Source organism: Shewanella sp. 6_MG-2023 (genome assembly GCF_030547195.1).
Taxonomy (GTDB): domain Bacteria; phylum Pseudomonadota; class Gammaproteobacteria; order Enterobacterales; family Shewanellaceae; genus Shewanella.
Window position 1 is genome coordinate 15,273 of the sequence record NZ_JAUOQU010000005.1, and the last position, 20,285, is coordinate 35,557.

The 20,285-nt window shown below is 40.5% G+C and carries 20 protein-coding genes; 5 read left to right on the forward strand and 15 right to left on the reverse strand.

From position 1 onward, the window contains the following. Positions 1-3 precede the first annotated feature (3 nt). From Q4533_RS04345 to Q4533_RS04365, 5 genes are all read left to right on the forward strand, one after another. The gene (locus Q4533_RS04345; RefSeq protein ID WP_102439300.1) at positions 4-915 is read left to right on the forward strand and encodes a bile acid:sodium symporter family protein; all 912 of its coding nucleotides are present in this window, start codon (positions 4-6) and stop codon (positions 913-915) included. 37 nt (positions 916-952) lie between these two features. Beyond that, positions 953-1,561, forward strand: a complete 609-nt coding sequence (locus Q4533_RS04350) for a glutathione S-transferase family protein (RefSeq protein WP_102476801.1) — start codon at positions 953-955, stop codon at positions 1,559-1,561. 103 nt (positions 1,562-1,664) lie between these two features. Next, positions 1,665-2,357, forward strand: coding sequence for a crotonase/enoyl-CoA hydratase family protein (locus tag Q4533_RS04355; protein ID WP_102476800.1), 693 nt, complete (start codon positions 1,665-1,667; stop codon positions 2,355-2,357). 10 nt (positions 2,358-2,367) lie between these two features. Continuing rightward, positions 2,368-3,222, forward strand: a complete 855-nt coding sequence (locus Q4533_RS04360) for a crotonase/enoyl-CoA hydratase family protein (RefSeq protein WP_303502063.1) — start codon at positions 2,368-2,370, stop codon at positions 3,220-3,222. 138 nt (positions 3,223-3,360) lie between these two features. Beyond that, positions 3,361-4,146, forward strand: coding sequence for an alpha/beta fold hydrolase (locus Q4533_RS04365; protein ID WP_102520564.1), 786 nt, complete (start codon positions 3,361-3,363; stop codon positions 4,144-4,146). A 208-nt stretch (positions 4,147-4,354) separates the two neighbouring features. On the opposite strand, the gene Q4533_RS04370 is transcribed toward Q4533_RS04365, so the two are convergent. The 15 genes from Q4533_RS04370 to Q4533_RS04440 all read right to left on the reverse strand — a co-directional run bounded on the left by Q4533_RS04370 (position 4,355) and on the right by Q4533_RS04440 (position 20,283). Then, a complete protein-coding gene (locus Q4533_RS04370) occupies positions 4,355-5,002 on the reverse strand; it encodes a DUF4386 family protein (protein WP_102476798.1) in 648 nt (215 codons plus the stop codon). Between the two features lie 38 nt (positions 5,003-5,040). Beyond that, the gene (locus Q4533_RS04375) at positions 5,041-5,601 is read right to left on the reverse strand and encodes a hypothetical protein (protein WP_102476797.1); all 561 of its coding nucleotides are present in this window, start codon (positions 5,599-5,601) and stop codon (positions 5,041-5,043) included. A 105-nt stretch (positions 5,602-5,706) separates the two neighbouring features. Beyond that, on the reverse strand, positions 5,707-6,879 hold the full coding sequence (locus Q4533_RS04380) for a VWA domain-containing protein (RefSeq protein ID WP_303502066.1): 1,173 nt from the start codon (positions 6,877-6,879) through the stop codon (positions 5,707-5,709). 24 nt (positions 6,880-6,903) lie between these two features. Beyond that, positions 6,904-7,737, reverse strand: a complete 834-nt coding sequence (locus Q4533_RS04385; protein WP_102476795.1) for a MoxR family ATPase — start codon at positions 7,735-7,737, stop codon at positions 6,904-6,906. 263 nt (positions 7,738-8,000) lie between these two features. After that, on the reverse strand, positions 8,001-8,204 hold the full coding sequence (locus Q4533_RS04390; protein WP_241903545.1) for a DUF1295 domain-containing protein: 204 nt from the start codon (positions 8,202-8,204) through the stop codon (positions 8,001-8,003). Beyond that, the gene (locus tag Q4533_RS04395; RefSeq protein ID WP_241901097.1) at positions 8,153-8,542 is read right to left on the reverse strand and encodes a hypothetical protein; all 390 of its coding nucleotides are present in this window, start codon (positions 8,540-8,542) and stop codon (positions 8,153-8,155) included. Before Q4533_RS04395 ends, Q4533_RS04390 begins: the two co-directional genes overlap by 52 nt. A gap of 199 nt (positions 8,543-8,741) precedes the next feature. Beyond that, entirely contained in the window at positions 8,742-10,844 is a 2,103-nt protein-coding gene (locus Q4533_RS04400) for a molybdopterin-dependent oxidoreductase (RefSeq protein WP_303502072.1), read from the reverse strand. A 90-nt stretch (positions 10,845-10,934) separates the two neighbouring features. Further along, on the reverse strand, positions 10,935-11,594 hold the full coding sequence (locus tag Q4533_RS04405; protein ID WP_303502075.1) for a hypothetical protein: 660 nt from the start codon (positions 11,592-11,594) through the stop codon (positions 10,935-10,937). Between the two features lie 243 nt (positions 11,595-11,837). Beyond that, on the reverse strand, positions 11,838-13,496 hold the full coding sequence (locus Q4533_RS04410) for an AMP-binding protein (RefSeq protein ID WP_303502076.1): 1,659 nt from the start codon (positions 13,494-13,496) through the stop codon (positions 11,838-11,840). A gap of 32 nt (positions 13,497-13,528) precedes the next feature. Further along, on the reverse strand, positions 13,529-14,710 hold the full coding sequence (locus Q4533_RS04415) for an acetyl-CoA C-acyltransferase (RefSeq protein ID WP_303414113.1): 1,182 nt from the start codon (positions 14,708-14,710) through the stop codon (positions 13,529-13,531). 117 nt (positions 14,711-14,827) lie between these two features. Beyond that, positions 14,828-15,745: an SDR family NAD(P)-dependent oxidoreductase gene (locus Q4533_RS04420; protein ID WP_303502079.1), complete on the reverse strand. Its 918-nt coding sequence runs from the start codon at positions 15,743-15,745 to the stop codon at positions 14,828-14,830. 55 nt (positions 15,746-15,800) lie between these two features. Further along, positions 15,801-16,262 carry a MaoC family dehydratase gene (locus Q4533_RS04425; protein WP_303502080.1) on the reverse strand — a complete coding sequence of 154 codons (462 nt, stop codon included), beginning with the start codon at positions 16,260-16,262 and terminating at the stop codon, positions 15,801-15,803. Between the two features lie 272 nt (positions 16,263-16,534). Then, positions 16,535-18,340 carry an acyl-CoA dehydrogenase gene (locus tag Q4533_RS04430; RefSeq protein WP_303502083.1) on the reverse strand — a complete coding sequence of 602 codons (1,806 nt, stop codon included), beginning with the start codon at positions 18,338-18,340 and terminating at the stop codon, positions 16,535-16,537. Between the two features lie 95 nt (positions 18,341-18,435). Then, entirely contained in the window at positions 18,436-19,197 is a 762-nt protein-coding gene (locus tag Q4533_RS04435) for an SDR family NAD(P)-dependent oxidoreductase (RefSeq protein WP_102476789.1), read from the reverse strand. A 54-nt stretch (positions 19,198-19,251) separates the two neighbouring features. After that, complete coding sequence (locus Q4533_RS04440) at positions 19,252-20,283, reverse strand: phosphotransferase family protein (protein ID WP_102439461.1); 1,032 nt, start codon at positions 20,281-20,283, stop codon at positions 19,252-19,254. Between the last annotated feature and the right edge of the window lie 2 nt (positions 20,284-20,285).

Sequence of the window (20,285 nt, forward strand, 5' to 3'; positions counted from 1 at the left end):
CGTATGGAAAGTATTGAATTAGTCAAATTTGTAAACACAAAAGTGATTCCAATTTGTATATTTTTAATCATGATGGGAATGGGGCTTTCTCTTATTCCTAAAGATTTTAAGCGAGTGGTAAAGTACCCTAAAGCTGTATCTATCGGTTTGGTTAATCAACTCATACTTTTGCCGCTTATAGGGTTTGTATTGGCAAGTGTCATGCCTTTAGAACCAGAATATGCCGTAGGCGTCATGCTGTTAGTACTATGTCCAGGTGGTACGACTTCGAATATGTTTACCCATTTAGCCAAAGGAGATGTCGCGCTGTCAGTTTCGATGACAGCCATAGCCAGCATCATAACGGTATTTACCATTCCAGTGATACTTAACTTATCGCTTGAGCACTTTATGGGTAAAGGTACTGAGTTCTCATTACCGATTATTACCACCATGATAAGTTTAATGAAGCTGACAATATTGCCTATTGGCATCGGGATGTTAATAAAGCGATTTGCCCCCAAATTAGCTGACAGTACACAAGTTCATGTGTCTAAATTTGGTATTTTATTTTTAACCTTATTAATTATCTTTTTGACATACATTCAAAAAGACATTGTGGTTTCAGCCCTTATCGCTGCAGGGCCAGTTTCAATATTGCTCAATATTTCAACCATGGCGCTGGGCTACTATTCAAGTAAGTGGCTTGGTTTAAACCTTGCTCAGCGCACTTCAATTACCATCGAAGTAGGTTTACAAAATAGTACTTTATCCATGTTCATGGCGCTGACCTTATTGGCCAATTATAAAATGTCATTTACACCTGCTATTTATACGTTAACCATGCTATTTACTGCAGGTGTACTCGTCAGAATATTTAATTCAAAGTTTAATCGCGCCGATAAACCGAAAGTGCAGTTAGATATCGCGAAATGAAGCCCTTTAAAAAATTAACAACACGGAAGATACTCATATGATTACAGTTCACCATTTAGTTAAATCAAGATCTAAACGCGTTTTATGGTTACTTGAAGAGATGAAGTTACCCTATGAGTTAGTCATACATCAGCGTGATCCAAACACTAACCTCGCACCGAAGGCGTTATATGCCATACACCCTCTGGGTAAATCCCCCATCATGGTTGATGATGACATAACCATATGTGAGTCTGGTGCCATTATGGAATATATCTTAAACCAAGATTATTCAACGCATTTAAGACCAGACACAAATAGCAGCCAATATTATCAATACCTTGAATGGTTACATTTTGCCGAAGGCTCACTGGCTTTACCCGTTATCACGACTTTATTACTGCAAATGGAACCCCGTGCCGGTAGTTACCCACTAGATGGTTATATTGCCAAAGAATTAGCAATCGACTTTGCTTATATTGACCAATATTTAGCAAGCCACAGTTACTTTGCTGGCAATGACTTTAGCGCCGCCGATATCATGATGACCATAATGTTAGAGATAGCCATGAGTTTAAAATTACTCAAGGGACAAGACAATATCAAAGCTTACCTCTGCAAAGTTCAACAAAGAGCGGCCTATCAATTAGTGTTAAAACACGGATAGGACTTTTTATTAGAGTAAATACTGTATAAAGTAATTAACAGCAACAATATTACAACCAACGATTGACAATAAAAACAGACAACTAAAACTAAAAAGGTAGCAAATGGAACTTATCAAGGTCGAAATCGACAACAATATACATGTAATTACGCTAAACAATGGCAAAGTTAATGCTATCTCGCCAGAGATAATTACAGAAATTAATGTCGCTTTAGATGCTGCTGAGCAGCAACAAGCCGTAGTTATTTTAACAGGCCAAGCCGGAATATTTTCAGGTGGCTTTGATCTTAAAACCATGAAGTCTAGTTCAGAGGCTGCAATAGCACTGGTAACCGCAGGCTCTAAGTTAGCCCGCAGAATGCTGGCGTTCCCGACCCCTATTATTGGGGCATGTACCGGTCATGCTATTGCCAAAGGGGCATTTTTATTACTCAGTTGTGACTACCGTATTGGCTGTGCGGGTGATTTTAAAATTGGTTTAAATGAAGTCGCTATAGGCATGACAATGCACAATGCCGGTATTGAGCTTGCGCGAAATCGTATCCCACGTAATTATCTTACTCGTTCAGTTATAGTCGCTGAACTGTTTGCCCCACAAACAGCGGTTTCAGCAGGTTTTCTTGATCAAGTTGTTGAACCTGAGCACCTGATGGCAACTGCCTATGCAGTGGCTAAGCATATGCAATCTCTTGATATGAAATCACATCACGGCACCAAACTAAAAGAACGTCACGCAATCCTTGCCGCGTTAGATAGCGCGATAGAAATCGATGCCCAAAGCACGTTAATTTTATAAGGTTAATACGATGAATAACAATGAAAAGTTTAACAGTTTGACTGTAGAAGTTAACGCTAAAATTGCTCATATCAAGCTTAATCGTCCTGATGAATTTAATTCAATGAATACTGATTTTTGGGATGAATTCCCAAAAGTGATTCAACAGATAAATGATCAAGCTGCTGCTCGTGTCATTGTTATTTCATCAACAGGTAAACATTTCTGTGCAGGAATGGATCTAGCCGTTTTTACCCAAAGTAATAATGATAAGAATATTGAATTAGGCCGTAAACATGAGCAATTACGCCGCTTAGTATTAAGGCTACAAGAGTGCTTCAACGTATTAGAAAGTGCCAGAATGCCAGTATTAATGGCCGTTCAAGGTGGTTGTATTGGTGGCGCGGTTGATATGGTCAGCGCTGCTGATTGTCGTTATTGTACCAGTGATGCTTTTTTCAGTATTGAAGAAACTAAATTAGGCATGACCGCTGACTTAGGCACATTACAGCGTTTACCTAAATTAATCTCAATGGGTTTAGTTAAAGAATTAGCCTATACCGGTCGCAGAATGCCAGCCAATGAAGCCAAAGATGCAGGTCTGGTTAATCAGGTATTTGAAGATCAACAAAGCATGTTAACAGGCGTAATGGCAATAGCAGCTGAAATTGCTGCTCGCTCACCATTGGCGGTAGCAGGCTGTAAAGAGATGATAAATTATGGCCGCGATCATTCTGTAGCAGACAGCTTAAATTATATGGCAGCTTGGCAAAGTGGTATGTTCCAACCGCAAAATGACATGATGGAAACTTTTACTGCCAAAGCGCAAAAACGAGCACCAGAGTTTCAAGAGCTAACACCAATTGATAATTCAAAAATATTCTAACTCGCTCTAGGGCTATTGCTCGATTGAATTAACCAAACAGTGTTTAAATCGACAATAGCCTTTTTATAAAAGCTTTTATAACAAGATTTTATAAAAAGATTTTAAACCAAAAGTAATCAAACATGGTATGAAGTAACTATGACCAAGCCACTGATTAACCTCGTTCACGCCAATGGATTTCCTGCAGGAAGTTATAAAACATTTCTCGGTGAATTTAATGAAAAGTTCAGTACCATTGCTCATGATCAATATGGGCATAATCATAAATACCCTATACACACTAATTGGCAGCACTTGGTTACTGAGTTGCTTGATTATTTAAAACAGCAAGATGAAAAAGTGATATGTATTGGTCATTCATTTGGTGGCATTCTGTCATTTCTTGCAGCATGCCAACATCCAGAGTTGTTTCGTGGTGTAATCATGTTAGATCCGCCTGTGGTGACAGGTCCTTTCAGTCATGTGCTTAAAGTTGTTAAAAAGACTCGTCTTATTGATAAATGGTCTCCTGCAGGCCGGGCACAAAACCGTCAACGTCATTGGCCGCTAAACACTAACTTAGTTGGTTACTTCGCACAGAAAAATTTATTTAAAAACTTTGATCCAAGGTGTTTAAAAGATTACGTTGACCATGGTGTAACCCAGCGCAATAAACGCTTAGAATTAAGCTTTACCCCCGAAGTTGAAGCCGATATTTTCAGACATTTACCTTGTAACTTAGCCAGATATAAAAACCAACTTAAGGTCCCAGCTGCACTTATTTATGGCGAAAAAACTGACGTATTCCCGGTTAAGTATTTCACTCGCTTTGCAAACTTAAACAACATTGAAGTTTCCATGATGCCCAATGGTGGTCATATGTTCCCCCTAGAGCAACCACAAAATACTGCCAATATGATTAAGGCCATAGTCAAAGACTGGTAACAACGCTAATGGTATTAATAATGTTATTACTTAATAGCAGCTAAATTAGGCAGCTATATTTATAAAGTAAAACTAACAATAATCATAGCTTCTGGCGGCCTATTTTTATTTACTACAAGGTGCGAAACTTTTTGCATATTTATCTTTAAAGTTAACTCCATAGTAATTTACTTAGTGACTGCAATGGTCATTCAGCCGTTTGAACGCCCTATTCGCTGTTAAGGTTTACAAGCATTGCCATACCTAGCCAAGAGAACCACACTATTTGGCTTAAGCCAAATATTTCAGTGAGGATTTCAGCAGGATAAATTGTAAGAACACCGACAGTTCCAATTAATAGTCCGAAATAGTGTAACCATTTCGGTAATTCAATCGCTTTTAACCCTGCAACACTCAATAATAGAACCCATAAGCCGCCGACAATTTCGTTGCCGCCTCCAAAAGCCTCAACGATTGTGTTTATAACCATTAAAAGGGTCATTGCTTGCTGTGGATTTTGGGCTGACAAATCGATAACAGCTGCTAATCCAACATTTGCAATCATGCCACTTGCGATGACAAGGCCAACCCAAATAATACCGAAGACTGTAGCCGTTTGTGACAAAAGAGGCGCTTTGGTTTTCATCCGTTGATGGATCGCTATAACTAATATGGCTAAAAAAAGCCCAAAAGCGACATACATAACAAAATTAACGATTGATAAAATTGATTGATGATGAATTAGATAACTGAGTTTTTGTGTATCACCTGCACTGACTGGGTAATCCCAACACGCACCAAAAAATATAAAAGCTGATATGTAAATAACAGCTTCAAAAAGTGCAGCAACGCCAGCTATTTTTTGTATGTTATTCACACCTAATCCTTATTCATAAAACCTTGTTGTTACAGCGGTTAGCTTCCGCTAGTGTTGTTGATTAACTGTACGGTCTGATATTCAAACGCTAGGCTAGTTTGTCTACCTTTAACGGTTAATGTATCACCTTTTTTTAACCTAAACCAAAGCGATTTAGGTACCCCGCATATACGGTCATTGCCGAATAATTGGTAACTTTTAATGTAAACAGCGCCAGTACAATATTGACTGCTATAGGCTGTACTCACATATTTAACAATGAACTCATGGTTAACATGCTCATATTTACCTAGCGTAGTCAGTAAAACATGACCATATCTTGCTGTGGCGAGTGGACCACAAAGGTAAATTGCAATAAACAGTAGACTATAAATACCTGTTTTTTTTAAACCTTGATGGTGAATTTTATTTTGTTTGTTGGGGCGGATATCTAGCCGATATAGGCTTAATATGATAACCGCTAAGGCTAAATACCAAAGATGGTTAGCGGCTAAGGTATGTTCATTAATGATAATGTCATTTAGAAAAACACTGACAACAATGGCGATTAAAAACAGCTCAATGGCTTTTTGGGTGATATTAATCTCTTTTATAATCATAATTTTAAATACGGTTTTTGTGATACCTCACAAAAGCCACTTATTTCTTCCTTGAATTATTTTAGCTCAATATGAAGCTGTAGTTTGTCGATTTTATATCGCGAGTTAACTCAGTTCCTTAATCGCCCTACCAATACCATCTACCGTTAGCGGGTACATTTTGTTATCCATTAACTGCTGAATTATCGATATCGACTGATGATAAGACCAATGCTGCTGGGGTTGTGGATTTAACCAGGTCACTTTATTGAAGTGGCCTAATAGCCGATTCATATAATCACTGCCAGGTTTCTCGTTCCAGTGTTCAACACTGCCACCGCGGGCGACAATTTCATAAGGCCCCATTGTCGCATCGCCGACAAATATGACTTTATAATCTGATCCGTATGTTCTGATGACTTCTTCAAGGTCAATGGTTTGTTGATAGCGTCTGCTGTTGTCTTGCCATACTTTGTCATATAAACAATTATGAAAATAGAAAAATTTTAATTGTTTGAATTCAGTATGGGCGGCTGAAAAAAGCTCTTCACAGGTTTGAATGTAATCATCCATTGAGCCGCCAACATCAAAAAACATTAGCACTTTTACCGCATTGTGACGCTCAGGCTCCATGTGTACATCTAACAAGCCACCATTTTGAGCAGTGGAGCGAATAGTGGTGTTTATATCTAACTTTTCACTGGCACCAGTTCGGGCAAATTTACGTAATTTTTTTAATGCTAACTTGATATTACGGGTACCTAGCTCTCGGTCTTGGTCGAAGTTTTTAAACTCACGTTTATCCCAGACTTTAACCGCGCTGTTATTACGGTTACCCTCTTGCCCCACTCTTATGCCTTCAGGATTATAGCCATAAGCACCAAAAGGTGATGTTCCACCGGTACCGATCCATTTATTGCCACCAGCATGGCGTTTTTTCTGTTCTTCAAGTCGCTCTTTTAATGCCTTCATTAGCTGTTCGAGGCCACCTAAGGCTTTCAGCTGTTGCTTTTCTTCATCACTTAAATGCTTTTCAAATTCTTTACGTAACCAATCTTCAGGCAAGATTTGATCAAACACATCTATGCTTTCTATGCCTTTAAAGTATTCCGCAAAAGCGTTGTCATATTTGTCATAGTAAATTTCGTCTTTCACCATCACGATTTTGGCTAAGTTATAAAAATCTTCAACGCTTGCAAACACCACGCCTTTTTTTAATAAGGCAATAAGATCTAATAACTCCCGCAAACTGCAAGGTACGTTATGTTTTTTCAACGTAAGAAAAAAATCAATAAACATGATTTCACTACCTTTCTTTAGCGATTAGCGGTTTCTACGACTCATAAAAGCGAGTTTTTCAAGCAATGACACATCTTGTTCATTTTTAAGCAGCGCACCAAATAACGGAATAACGTCAGAATTTTTATCCAATAGACTCGCTTGAGAAATATCATCTGATATTAATAGCTTGATCCAATCAATCAGTTCAGAAGTAGACGGCTTTTTCTTAATGCCATTCACTTCTCGTAGGTCAAAAAATACTTCTAAGCTTTGCTTGAGTAGTTCTTGCTTAACATCTGGATGATGCACATCGATAATTTTTTCCATTTCGACTTTGGTGGGGAATTTAATGTAATGGAAAAAGCAGCGTCTTAAAAAGGCATCTGGCAGTTCTTTTTCATTATTTGAGGTAATGATGATAATCGGACGCTGTTTGGCTTTGATCACTTGCTGAGTTTCATAAACATGAAACTCCATCTTGTCTAATTCTTGCAGTAAATCGTTGGGAAATTCGATGTCAGCTTTATCAATTTCATCAATAAGTAAGATGGGTCTTTGCTCTTCTTCAAAAGCCTGCCATAACTTACCTTTAACGATATAGTTTGAAATATCATGCACACGTGCGTCACCTAACTGACTGTCTCTAAGGCGTGACACCGCATCGTATTCGTACAATCCTTGCTGCGCTTTAGTCGTCGACTTAATGTGCCACTGATACAACTTACAATTTAAAGATTTAGCTAACTCTTCCGCTAATTGAGTTTTACCGGTACCCGGCTCGCCCTTAATCAATAACGGTTTTTCTAATGCTATTGCGGCATTCACAGCCATAGTGAGATCACTTGACGCAATATAGTTGTCAGTACTTTTAAACATGCTTTTACCTATTGGTGATAGTTATATTGTTAGTTTTAGTTCTAGTGCTATTTTTAGTTAGTGTTTTATTTACCGTGTCTTATTCGGTCCAGGGAAAAGATATTGGTTGTTTGCTGATAGGCCTTATATTCAGAGCGTTTTTACACTGAATAGAACTCAGAAGGCACTGCGCCAGTATAAACAACTAAGGTGGTGTGCATTATTTTGGAGGTGATCAGTAAACCTACACCTAATAATCCACATATAACCACCGATTCTTGTTGCTATAAAGCTAGCCATGATGGGATAGCGGTAATGACTAATCCATTCCACACCATCCATTCAGCAAAATAATTTGGATGACGACTAAATCGCCATAAGCCCACATTACACACTTGATTGTTAATCCCTGTCGATTTCATTGCTTTCAAAAAAGCTAACTTTTGTATATCGGCAATAGTTTCCATCGCAAATGCAGCCAGCCACACAATAATACCGATAATCTCAAATATAGAAATTTGCGCGCCTGTATTGCTGCAATAATAAATGCAGGTAATGCCAAATACGACGCATTGGCCAAACCTTGTATTATCGCCTCTATTTGCTGCGCTAACGCCACGTTAGTTTTACCTGCTTTTTGCCAGCAACGTTTTTGGTATTCATAACGTGGCAATTCTTTTTGCAGGTGACCTGATGTCCACAGTTTTAACGCCCCAAACCTCATTCGGCTACCAGCAAAAATATAAGCCATACTGACTAATGCGACACGGGTTGAATCGCCGTCACTGTAACACCAAGTCATAATACCAATGAGTGTGAGCCCCATGGCCAACCTATATCAACCTAGGACATTCGGCCTGTACGCCATGTAGGTATACATACCACCAAGGTGAACATGAGTAATTGCAGCAAACCATTAACAAGATCAATTGTCGCCAAAGTATCACTAAATATTAAGAGTATCCAACCAGCAATAAAAACAAATAACGGTGTAAAGTATTTCATCTGTCATGTTTCCCCTACAGTTACGCAAGTTCAATAGCAACGGGTATACCATTAAGTACGGCATTACCCGTTAACGTGTCGACCTTACTTGCATCCGTTAAGTCATTCATACTGACACCCGCCTGTGTTGCTGCAACTGACATGCGTGTACCTTGTTGATTATGCCCCCAACCTTGAGGCATACACACCACGCCTTGGAGAATGTCATTGGTAATTGCGGCTTCTATGTGGATTTCACCCACCCGAGAACTCACCTTAAGCAATTGTCCTTGTTTAATACCGAGGGTTTGCGCATCTTGGGTATGGATCTCTAAGGTGCAGGGATTTTTACCTTTAACTAAACGCGCCGAGTTTTGCGTCCAGGTATTGTGACTTTTCACTAAACGGCGGCCAATTAAATCAAATGGATATGTTTGATCTCTTGGCGCAGTGGCCATCAGCGCATTTAAGCGTGATAAATCATCGAGGTATATTCGCGGCGCTAAGTCTATTTTACCTGTAGCCGTTTTAATCCTTTGCTCAATACACGGCATCAATGGGCCCATATCAATCCCATGTGGATTATCAATCAGCTTTTGTAAACTCATACCTTCTTCGCCATAAGCCCCTTGGGTTAATTCCCTATCTAAGATCATCTCAGGGGTATAAGGATCCATGGGGGTATTGGTCATACGTGATGATATTTCTTTTAAAATTTGCCAGTCACTACGCTGATTAGCATTTTTTTCAAACAATGGCGCTGAGTATTTAACCGTGTTCCTTACTGAAAAAGAGTTAAAGAAGATATCAAAATGCGAATTTTCAACGCCAGTGGTGCCGGGTAGAATAATATCGGCGTATTTTGTGGTTTCATTAAGGTAGATATCCACCGACACCATGTAATCCAACTCAGTAAATGCATCCGCTAATTGCTTGCCATTGGGCGCAGACAGTACCGGATTGCCCGCAATAGTAATCAAACTCTTTATTTGACCTTCACCTGGTGTTTGTATTTCTTCAGCCAAGGTGGAGACTGGGAATTCCCCGTTAAAAAATGGCAGCTTTCTAACCCGAGAGTGATATTGGCCAAATGATGATTTATGCCCTTTTACGTGGTTTCTTAGTAAATCATAAGCAGGCTGAGGAAACATAGCGCCACCAGCACGATCAAAATTACCTGTGATGATATTCAGTACATTGGTTAACCATTGGCATAAACCACCAAAGGTTTGTGTTGAGGCGCCCATACGGCTATAACAAACGGCTGAATCTGCGGCGGTCATATCAGCAGCTAGCTGACGAATACTCTGTGCATCGATACCGACAAAATCTGCAACATCTTCAGGATCATAACCTTTTACGACAGATTCAAGTGTCTCAACACCATCAGTCATGACGGCTAAGTGACGTAAATTCACTTTGTTAGTGGCAAACACACAATGAATTAAGGCAAATAGCAGTAAAGCGTCTTTTTCAGGGCGAATAAAAAAATGCTGATTGGCAATTTTAGCGGTACGTGAACATTTAGGATCGACGACAACGACTTTGCCACCTCTTTTTTGAATCGCTTTCATGCGTCCGATAACATTGGGCGCGGTCATCATACTGCCGTTTGACACCACGGGGTTGCCGCCAATAATTAACATGAAGTCGGTGCGATCGATATCTGGTACCGGGATTAACATACCAGCACCAAACATAAAGTTTGACGCCACATGATGGGGTAATTGATCGGCAGAGGCTGAGCTAAAACGGTTTATGGTGCCCAATGACTTGGAGAAGGGTTTTAGCATCATGGCATTACCCAGGCTGTGGGCATTGGGGTTACCCAAATACACTGCCAGTGCGTTTTTGCCATGTTGCTGTTGAATCGCTTTGAATTTTTCGGTTATTTCATCAAATGCCTCTTCCCATGAGATATCAACCCAACCTGATGTAGTACGTTTAATGGGGGTTTTTAAACGTTCTTCGTCGTAATAAAAATCTTCTAACGCGGTGGCTTTGGGGCAGTTGTAACCTTTACTAAAAGGATCGTTTTGATCGCCCTTTATCGATAAGATTTGTTTGTCTTTATATTTAATTTCCAAGCCACACATAGCTTCACAAATATTACAATTTCGGTAATGGGTTTTGACTTCACTCATGTTCATCCCTGACTTGGTTAATCTTGCTTTTAAAATTTTTCCATAAAAAAGAGCAAAGCTTATTCACTTTACTCTTTAATAGCTGTGTGGTTAAAAAAGGTCTTCAAACCACTTTTTAACCGAACCAATAACGACCATGGTTTTTAATTTAAATAACGCCATACTGTCGCCAGATTCGAGTGCTTCTTCGCCGCAGCGAGGATCTGAGCGTTGCAGTGCACCCGTCATGCTGTGATCGATTGGAATGGGTTCACAACCATGATCTGATTCACAGATAAAGTCCCACTTGTCGCGAGCGGGTAAATGACAAGCAAAACAATTGCCACCAAAACGATTATTCACATCGACAAAACCGCGGTTGATAATTTTTGAGCCATCTTCACTGACTTCTAACTCAAAAAACTCCCAATCACCTGTTACTGGTGAAGTGCCTGCCTCGCCTTTAACCATCACTTCTGTTGGAACCAACTGTACTACTGAGCCTGGAGGATATTTTGCTCCCTCAGGGGCATTGGCTACTGCCAATGTTGCGTCAAGATCCCCAAGTATGTTGTCGACATAAAAATGCCTTACTGGTGTCATATCGCGGATACAGCTAAAGCTGTTTTCATCAATATTGATAGCAGCTTGATGCGTTTTTAATTCATTAGCAGCATCTTCTAAGTTGTTAGCTTGTAAAGTCATTGAACCAGCTAAAAATAGCATGATAGAAGCTGACAGAGCATTAATGTGCAGTCGCTTAAATTTCATAGTGTTGTCCCTATAATTGTTATTTGTAAAATTGCTCACCCTTAGAGACTAGGTTTCGTTTTTGCTGAGTACTGTTTGTTGAGTACAGCTTGTTCAGTAGAGTTCGCTAAGTACTGTTTGTATACTAAGTGCTAGATACAGAGCGCCTAAAAACAGATCAGGTCATTATGCCCCTAATCTGCTATTAAAGTATTGAAATTTAGAACGTTAAATTCAAATGCAATCTTACTATTAGGTTATTGACTAAGAACGAAGCTCTTTTCTAAGTACTTTACCGACATTACTTTTAGGTAATTCATCTAAGAAGGTGACTTCTTTAGGGCGCTTATAATTAGTCAGTAATTCAGTGCAGTGCTCATATACCGCGGCTTCGTCTAAATCAGGATCTTTTCTAACCACAAACACTTTGACCATTTCTCCAGATGCATCACTTGGCGCTGCAACAGCAGCGGCTTCTAATATGCCTTCATGGCTAACGAGTACTTCTTCAATTTCGTTAGGGAAAACGTTAAAGCCGGAGACAATAATCATGTCCTTTTTACGGTCAACAATGGTAAAAAAGCCATTTTCATCCATGGTGGCAATATCGCCGGTTGCTAACCAGCCATCGATAAGGATTTCATCAGTAGCATCTTGGCGATTATGATAACCCTTCATCACTTGTGGGCCTTTAACCCACATTTCACCGGGCTCACCATTGGCAACGTCTTCACCATCGGGGCCTACTAAGCGGATATCCGTTGACGAGGCTGGCACGCCAATGGAACCGTTATAACTTTGTTGGTTATATGGGCTCATGGTGACTAATGGGGCGCATTCTGTTAATCCATAACCTTCTAATAAGCGAGTCTTAGTTACTTTTTCCCACAGTTCTGCGACGGGCCGTTGGACTGACATACCGCCACCAAAGCCCATTTTAAGAGAACTAAAATCTAGTTTGTCAAAACCTGGGGTATGTAATAAGCCATTGAATAAGGTATTCACCCCTGTAATAGCAGTAAAAGGATATTTAGCTAACTCTTTAACAAAGCCGTCCATATCACGTGGATTGGTGATTAGAATATTTTTACCACCAAAAGGCATAAAGGCTAGGCAGTTCGATGTAAGTGCAAAGATATGATAAAGCGGCAAAGCCGTAATCATGATTTCTTTACCTATTTCATAAACATTCTTAGTTACAGCTTTAGATTGCTCTATATTTGCCACCATATTACGGTGGGTTAACATAGCCCCTTTTGATGGGCCTGTCGTGCCGCCGGTGTATTGTAAAAAAGCTAAATCAGCACCGACAATTTCAACTGGAGTAAAAGATAATTTACTGCCTAAAGCTAAGGCTTTATTAAATTTTATTGCTTGAGGTAAGTTATATTCTGGGACTTGTTTTTTTACATGTCTTAGCGCGGTATTAATTAAAGCACCTTTAATTGTTCCTAAGCGGTCACCTACAGCAGTGATAATCACTTGTTCTACAGCGGTCTTATCAATAACGGCTTGTAGTACATTGGCAAAGTTTTCGAGAATGAGAATAGCTTTGGCGCCAGAATCCTTGAGTTGATGCTCAAGTTCCCGAGGAGTATAAAGCGGGTTAACATTGACGACAGTAAGCCCAGCTATCAGCGCACCAAACAGGGCTATGGGATATTGCAATAAATTAGGGATCATAATGGCAAATTTATCACCTTTTACTAGCCCTAGCTCTTGTTGTAGATAGGCCGCAAAATCAGTAGCCTGTTGCTCAAGTTCTGCATAGCTAATATCAACATCCATATTAACGAAGGCGGTGTTGTCTTTATATAACTTGGTATATTTAAAAAACAACTCAGCTAATGAACTGTATTTATCTGGATCAATCTCAAATTCAACCCCAGGTGGATAACTTTTTTCAAGCCAAATCTTTTCCATAATACTTGCCTCTTATTTATTATTGTTAAACCTTAAAGCACTTCAAACAAGCCCGCTGCACCTTGTCCGCCACCAATACACATACTTATGACTACGTATTTAACCCCACGACGCTTACCTTCAATTAATGCATGCATTACCATTCGAGTGCCACTCATACCATACGGGTGGCCGATAGAAATTGCACCACCATTAACGTTTAACCGATCTTCTGGAATATTTAAGTATTCTGCGCAATACAACACTTGAACAGCAAAAGCTTCGTTTATTTCCCACAAACCGATGTCATCCATGGTTAAGCCGTGACGCTCGAGTAATTTAGGAATGGCATAAATAGGACCAATACCCATTTCATCGGGTTCACAGCCTGTCACCACTGAACCGCGATAAACCCCTAATGGTTCAAGACCTCGCTCTTTGGCGAGTTCACGCTCCATAACAACCACTGCAGCAGCGCCATCTGATAACTGTGATGCGTTACCGCCAGTTATGGAGCCATTGTCTTTAACGACTTTTAAACCCGATAAACCCGCTAAATTGGTTGATGGACGATTGCCTTCATCTTTAGTTAAGGTTACCTGTTGCGGTGTAACCCCTCCTGTTTCTTTATCCATGACTAATTTAGTGCAAGTTACTGGCACTATCTCATCATCAAACTTTCCAGCCGCTTGCGCTGCTGCAGTACGTTGTTGTGATAATAAAGCGTAGTGGTCTTGTTGTTCTCTAGAAATGTTATAACGCTTTGCGACTACTTCAGCAGTATCAAGCATCGGCATATAAATGGCGGGGCGATAAGCTTTTACGTTTGGATCAACTACCCTGTAGCTATTTATTTTATCGTTTTGCACTAAACTCAGTGATTCACAGCCCCCTGCGACAACGATTTGCGAACCATCACAGACAATTTGGTTGGCCGCGATTGAAATCGACATTAAGCCTGAAGAACATTGACGATCAATTGTCATTCCGGGAACTGAAACGGGTAAATTAGCCGCCATGGCAACCTGACGGCCAAAATTCATTCCTTGATTGCCCTGAGTTAACACCACGCCAAAGATGCAGTCATCAATATCACTTGGCTCAATTCCAGCTCGTTCTATGGCGGCTGTGACCGTAGCAGCTGCTAAAGTCGGCGCAGAAAGATCGTTAAAAGCGCCCCGATAAGCTTTGCCTATCGGTGAACGTGCAGCTGAAACTATGACGGCTTCTCTCATAAATCCCCTCTCTTATTTTAATTATTTTAGTTTTTATATTGTTAGGTTCGGTATAAAGCAAACAAAACTGAGTCGCTAAATTTATTATGATTGTATGTAAAATTATTAGTTTAAGAATTAGTGCTGAGATTGCATAAACGCCATTGCTTTCATAACAAATTTCTCACCTTGCTTGGCGCCTGAAGTGAGTTCTGTTTGGCTTTCTTGCGCCGTTAACTCATCCCAATGAGCACGGACTTGTTCTGGGGTTTGTGAAGATTGAGGTAAAAAGCACCCGTCCGTTTCAAAGATGCTTGCGCTAGAATACCCGCCAGCTCCGGCACATAAAATGAATCGATTAGGCGCTTCATCATCACATAAGGTTAGCATCCCAGCAGTTACCGCCTCAGGTGCGAATGCTTTTACAATTTCTTCTGGCATTAAATCTTCCGTCATTCGTGTACCTGCAGTAGGCGCTAAGGCATTAATTCGAATGTTATTTTTAGCGCCTTCAAGTACTAAGGTATTCATCAAACCTAACACCGCCATTTTCGCCGCGCCATAATTTGACTGGCCAAAGTTACCGTACATGCCACTTGAGGATGTGGTCATCACAATACGGCCATAATTTTGCTGTTTCATGATTTCCCAAACCGCTTTAGTGCAGTTCACTGATCCCATAACGTGGACATCCATCACTAACTTGAAGTCATCTAGGAGCATTTTAGAAAATGATTTATCGCGTAAGATACCAGCATTGTTGATAAGAATATCAACCCGCCCCCACTTCGCCATGGCCTGCTGCACCATGTCTTCCACTTCGTTAAAATTAGCCACATTAGCACCATGACTTATGGCTTCTCCGCCCATAGTCTCAATCAATCTAACCACTTCTTGAGAGGCTGCACTTGAAGAGCCGCTGCCATCTCGAGCACCGCCTAAATCGTTAACCACCACTTTAGCGCCTCTTTTAGCTAACTCTAATGCGTGAGAACGCCCTAAACCATTTCCAGCGCCAGTAACTATTGCCACTTTTCCGTCAAAACTCATCGTCATAATGATTTCCTAATTGTTATATTTCTTTCTTGTTATTGTGGTTCCAGAAAAGTCTTTATTTAACCATTTGTACTGAAATCCATTGAGCAACCAGCGCTGGTGTATCACAGCCTTCTATTTCTATTGTTACTTCGGTAGATAATCTAAATTGTCCTGGTTTTTTCTGTTCAATAGATAAGGTTTTTGCAAAAGCACGAACACGACTGTTAACCGTTACAGGTTGTAAAAATCGCACTTTATCGAAACCTGCATTTAAGCCCATATAAAAACCATCGATGATGACGCTGAAGTCTTCGGCAAAATGAGACAGCATAGACAAAGATAAAAAACCATGAGCAATGGTGCAGCCGAACTGTGTCGATTTGGCTTTTTGTTCATCAACATGGATAAACTGATGATCGAGCGTGCAATCTGCAAATTGGTTTATTTGCTCTTGAGTAATGGTATGCCAATCAGTAGCCTCAGCTTGAAAGCCAATATACTTTGCAATGTCTTCTCTATTAATTACTGTTGGCATTATGTTGTCATTCCCTTGTCACATTTAATTAATGAATAAAAATCAAGCATTAACTCATGCTAATGTGGCCAATAAAATTACACAAATGAATAGATTTGATACCTTTACATTCCCGTAGCGAATAGTAGATGTGGAAGTTAAAAAGATAAATTGAATGAAAATTTACCCTGATAATAAAAAAGCATGACTGATAAAATCAATCATGCTTTTGAGGGGGTTATAAATTAATTTATAAGTTAAGCTTCAAAATCACCAGATACACAATACAACCTTTAAAACCAATCAGGTTGCATATCAAAACTTGTACTGTCAGAGGTTAACAAAATGGTTGACCAGTGCTCAATTTTCGGTAGTTCAAATCGATAAAAATATTGCTGAGCCTGCAGCTTACCTTGATAAAAGTTTTCATCTGCTTGATGCGGCTTTTTACTGAGTGCTTCTGTGGCTACTATCGCTTGTTTTAACCATAGCCATGCAATAATAATGTGGCCAAACAATTCCAGATATTTAACTGAGTTGGCTAATGCTAAGTCTATATTTTCAGTCGACATTGCCGTTAATACTGAGTCAGTAGTAATTTTTAATAACCTTACTGCATCACTTAACTGACTCGAAAACACTTTTAAATTTGGGTGTTTTTTTGCTACAGCAATGGTTTTAGTTATTTCGTCCAATGTTGCTATATAACCCTGCATCTTGTTCATAGGCACTTTGCGGGTCATTAAATCTAATGATTGAATGCCTGTTGTGCCTTCGTGTATCGGATTAAGACGGTTATCACGATAGAACATTTCCACAGGATGCTCATTAATATAACCATGGCCTCCCATTACCTGAATCGCATACGAGTTGGCTTTAGGCCCATATTCAGATGGCCAGGTTTTAATGATGGGGGTTAAAAAGTCTAATAGCGTGTGAGCATATTGTCGTTGCTCTATGGTTGGCGCTGTTTTCTCGTCATCACTTAATTGGGTGCCGTATAACACTAATGATAAAGCACCTTCTGCAATGGCCTTTTGCGCTAATAGCATACGTTTTACATCTGCATGCTCAATAATATTGACCATAGGGGATAACGGGTCTTTACAAGAAGGTAAACGACCTTGTGGACGGTTTTTGGCATAATCAACTGAGTACTGATAACCGGCGACAGCAAGTACAGCGCCACTCATGCCGACCATGATGCGGGCTTCATTCATCATGTGAAACATGTATTTCAAACCGCAATGTTCTTCACCCACCAAGTAACCTATTGAACCATTTTTTTCACCAAAACTCAGCGCCGTTGAGGTTTGCGCCCGGCCGCCCATTTTATGAAATAATCCTGCCAATGCCACTTCATTATCGTTACCGATTGTGCCGTCTTCATTTAATAAAAATTTAGGGACGACAAAAAGTGAAATACCTTTTACCCCTTGCGGTGCGCCACGGAGACGGGCAAGCACCAAATGGACGATATTTTCACTGAGATCGTGATCACCGCCCGAAATAAATATTTTATTACCCGTTATGCGATAACTGCCATCTTCAGCTTTAATCGCTTTGGTGGTTAAATCCCCTAAACCAGAGCCACTTCCCGGTTCAGTCATCGCCATGGTACCCATGAAGCGACCTTCACGCATTGGTTTAACCCAGGTTTCAATCAGTTCATCACTGCCGTGGGCTTCAAGTAAATTGGCGTTTGCCGTTGTTAGCATGTGGTAACCCATACCTACGCCCCCAGCCACACTAAGATAAGCGCCAGCTGCACTGGCGACAATTGGCGGCAGTTGCATTCCACCGACATCGTAATCTGCGGTGGCTGCAGCAATACCTGATTCATTGACGGCATCAATAGCAGGTTTTAATTCAGGTATGAGATGCACTTTAGTGCCATCAAATGTCGGTTGATGTGTATCTAACTTTTGGCGAATGGGAAGAAAATGCTTCTCTGCAATGGCTTTAGCGGTATTAACGACTTCATTAAATGTTTGTCGATCATGATCTTGGTAACGCTCACGAGTAATCAAAGCCTCACTATCAAACAGTTCATAAAGCATAAATTCAAGATCGCGTTGATTCATTAAACTAGCTGGCATAATTTGTTCTCTTTATTGGTCAAAAACTCGCTGTAAATCCTGTAAAACAGTGATTCCCTAAGCGTGACTAACTCACTCTGGCTAAAAGTTGCCTTTTAAAGGGCTGATACTCCGCCATCTACTGCGATACATTGGCCTGTCATATAGGTATTTGCTGGCGATAGCATCATCAACATCACCGCGACTATTTCTTTGGGCTCTCCGAGGCGTTTCATAGGTGCGCCGCGGCTCATTTTTTGTTGCTGCTCAGCATCTGCAAAATTGGTGACCATAGGGGTTAGCGTAAAGAATGGGCAAATTGCATTAACCCGTATATTGGCGCGGCCATATTCAACCGCAGCGGTTTTGGTTAAGCCAATAACCGCATGTTTTGCCATTGAATAAGCACTGCCTAATGCCGCGCCGCCAATACCCGCCATAGAACTGACATTAAGAATGACCCCTTCTCCTTGGGTCAGCATTTGTTGTATTTGATGACGCATGCCAAATTGCACACCTTTAACGTTTACCGCAAATTGGCTATCCATAATAGATTCATCTATCTGATGAAACGGCATAAACTCATGGGCAACCCCGGCGTTATTGACTCCAATATCTACACGACCAAATACCTCCATGGCAGTGTCTACCATTAATTTACACTGGTCATTTTTTGAAACATCGCATTTCATGGCTAGAATTTCTGCGCCTGTTGCCGCAATATCATCTGCCACTTTATGAACACCTGCTTCATTGATATCGCTGATCACTAGTTTAGCGCCACGATTTGCTAGTTCTTGGGCAAGTAGTTGTCCAAAACCTTGTGCCGCCCCGGTTATGATGGCGACTTTACCGCTAAAATCTAATAATGGATCCATGAGATAACTCCTGTAATTCGTGGTTTATTTGGTTATAGCAGTGAAAGCTGCAAGTTATTTTTGGGCGATTACTTGTAGGGCCATTTTTGCTAACGGTTCGACAAATGCGCCGACTTTATTAGCATTTTCGTTTGATGCATTGCCTTGGGATGCGCGTTTAGCAACGCCTTGAGCAATAGCGGCTAACCTGAAGAAACTAAATGCGAGATAAAACACCCAATTTTCAATGCGCTCGATACCCATTCTTTGGCAATATCGGGCTACATATTCCTCTTCGGTAGGGATACCTAAACTAGTACGATCGACACCTTTCAATCCGTCGATGCTACCCATACCTGCAGGCATTCTTAGTTGCATACATTGATAAGCTAAATCAGCATACGGGTGGCCTAACGTTGATAATTCCCAATCCAGCAGTGCAATGACCTTGGCTGAGTCTTTGGCAAACATCATATTGTCTAGGCGAAAATCGCCATGGACTAGACAGCTTCGACCGTCATCATTAGGTAAATTCGCTTCTAGCCATTGGCTTAGATCATTCATCGCTTTAATGGGGGTAATTTCAGTCTGGCGGTATTGAGAAGTCCAACGGGCTAATTGACGCTCAAAATAGTTACCTGCTTTACCATAATCACTTAACCCTACCTGCTCGACATCAACACTATGCAGCGCTACCAATACTTTGTTCATTTCATCATACATTGCTGTACGTTGCTCATTCGTGGCTATATCAGATAAAGATGCACTCCAATACACAGTGCCATCGCAATACTCCATCACATAGAACATCGAGCCGATGATGTTTGGGTCCTCACATAAGTGATACACCTTTGCGACTGGCACCTTAGTATCTTGCAATGCTTTGATCACTTTATATTCGCGATCCACAGCATGGGCTGACTTTAGCAACTTGCCAGGTGGTTGCCTGCGCAGCACATAGTTACCTGTTGCCGCTTGCAATTTAAACGTCGGGTTAGACTGGCCACCGGCAAACTTTTCAAGCGTAATGGGACCCTTAAAACCCGCAATATGGCGCTCTAGATACTGAGTTAATTGTTTAAGGTCTATTAAATTATCGTCTAACATGG

Excerpts from the sequence above, each read along its gene's own strand:
- Q4533_RS04345 (WP_102439300.1), top strand. The coding sequence starts at position 4 with ATGGAAAGTATTGAATTAGTCAAATTTGTAAACACAAAAGTGATTCCA.
- Q4533_RS04350 (WP_102476801.1), top strand. The coding sequence starts at position 953 with ATGATTACAGTTCACCATTTAGTTAAATCAAGATCTAAACGCGTTTTA.
- Q4533_RS04355 (WP_102476800.1), top strand. The coding sequence starts at position 1,665 with ATGGAACTTATCAAGGTCGAAATCGACAACAATATACATGTAATTACG.
- Q4533_RS04360 (WP_303502063.1), top strand. The coding sequence starts at position 2,368 with ATGAATAACAATGAAAAGTTTAACAGTTTGACTGTAGAAGTTAACGCT.
- Q4533_RS04365 (WP_102520564.1), top strand. The coding sequence starts at position 3,361 with ATGACCAAGCCACTGATTAACCTCGTTCACGCCAATGGATTTCCTGCA.
- Q4533_RS04375 (WP_102476797.1), bottom strand. The coding sequence starts at position 5,601 with ATGATTATAAAAGAGATTAATATCACCCAAAAAGCCATTGAGCTGTTT.
- Q4533_RS04380 (WP_303502066.1), bottom strand. The coding sequence starts at position 6,879 with ATGTTTATTGATTTTTTTCTTACGTTGAAAAAACATAACGTACCTTGC.
- Q4533_RS04385 (WP_102476795.1), bottom strand. The coding sequence starts at position 7,737 with ATGTTTAAAAGTACTGACAACTATATTGCGTCAAGTGATCTCACTATG.
- Q4533_RS04395 (WP_241901097.1), bottom strand. The coding sequence starts at position 8,542 with ATGGGGCTCACACTCATTGGTATTATGACTTGGTGTTACAGTGACGGC.
- Q4533_RS04400 (WP_303502072.1), bottom strand. The coding sequence starts at position 10,844 with ATGAGTGAAGTCAAAACCCATTACCGAAATTGTAATATTTGTGAAGCT.
- Q4533_RS04405 (WP_303502075.1), bottom strand. The coding sequence starts at position 11,594 with ATGAAATTTAAGCGACTGCACATTAATGCTCTGTCAGCTTCTATCATG.
- Q4533_RS04410 (WP_303502076.1), bottom strand. The coding sequence starts at position 13,496 with ATGGAAAAGATTTGGCTTGAAAAAAGTTATCCACCTGGGGTTGAATTT.
- Q4533_RS04415 (WP_303414113.1), bottom strand. The coding sequence starts at position 14,710 with ATGAGAGAAGCCGTCATAGTTTCAGCTGCACGTTCACCGATAGGCAAA.
- Q4533_RS04420 (WP_303502079.1), bottom strand. The coding sequence starts at position 15,745 with ATGACGATGAGTTTTGACGGAAAAGTGGCAATAGTTACTGGCGCTGGA.
- Q4533_RS04425 (WP_303502080.1), bottom strand. The coding sequence starts at position 16,262 with ATGCCAACAGTAATTAATAGAGAAGACATTGCAAAGTATATTGGCTTT.
- Q4533_RS04430 (WP_303502083.1), bottom strand. The coding sequence starts at position 18,340 with ATGCCAGCTAGTTTAATGAATCAACGCGATCTTGAATTTATGCTTTAT.
- Q4533_RS04435 (WP_102476789.1), bottom strand. The coding sequence starts at position 19,197 with ATGGATCCATTATTAGATTTTAGCGGTAAAGTCGCCATCATAACCGGG.
- Q4533_RS04440 (WP_102439461.1), bottom strand. The coding sequence starts at position 20,283 with ATGTTAGACGATAATTTAATAGACCTTAAACAATTAACTCAGTATCTA.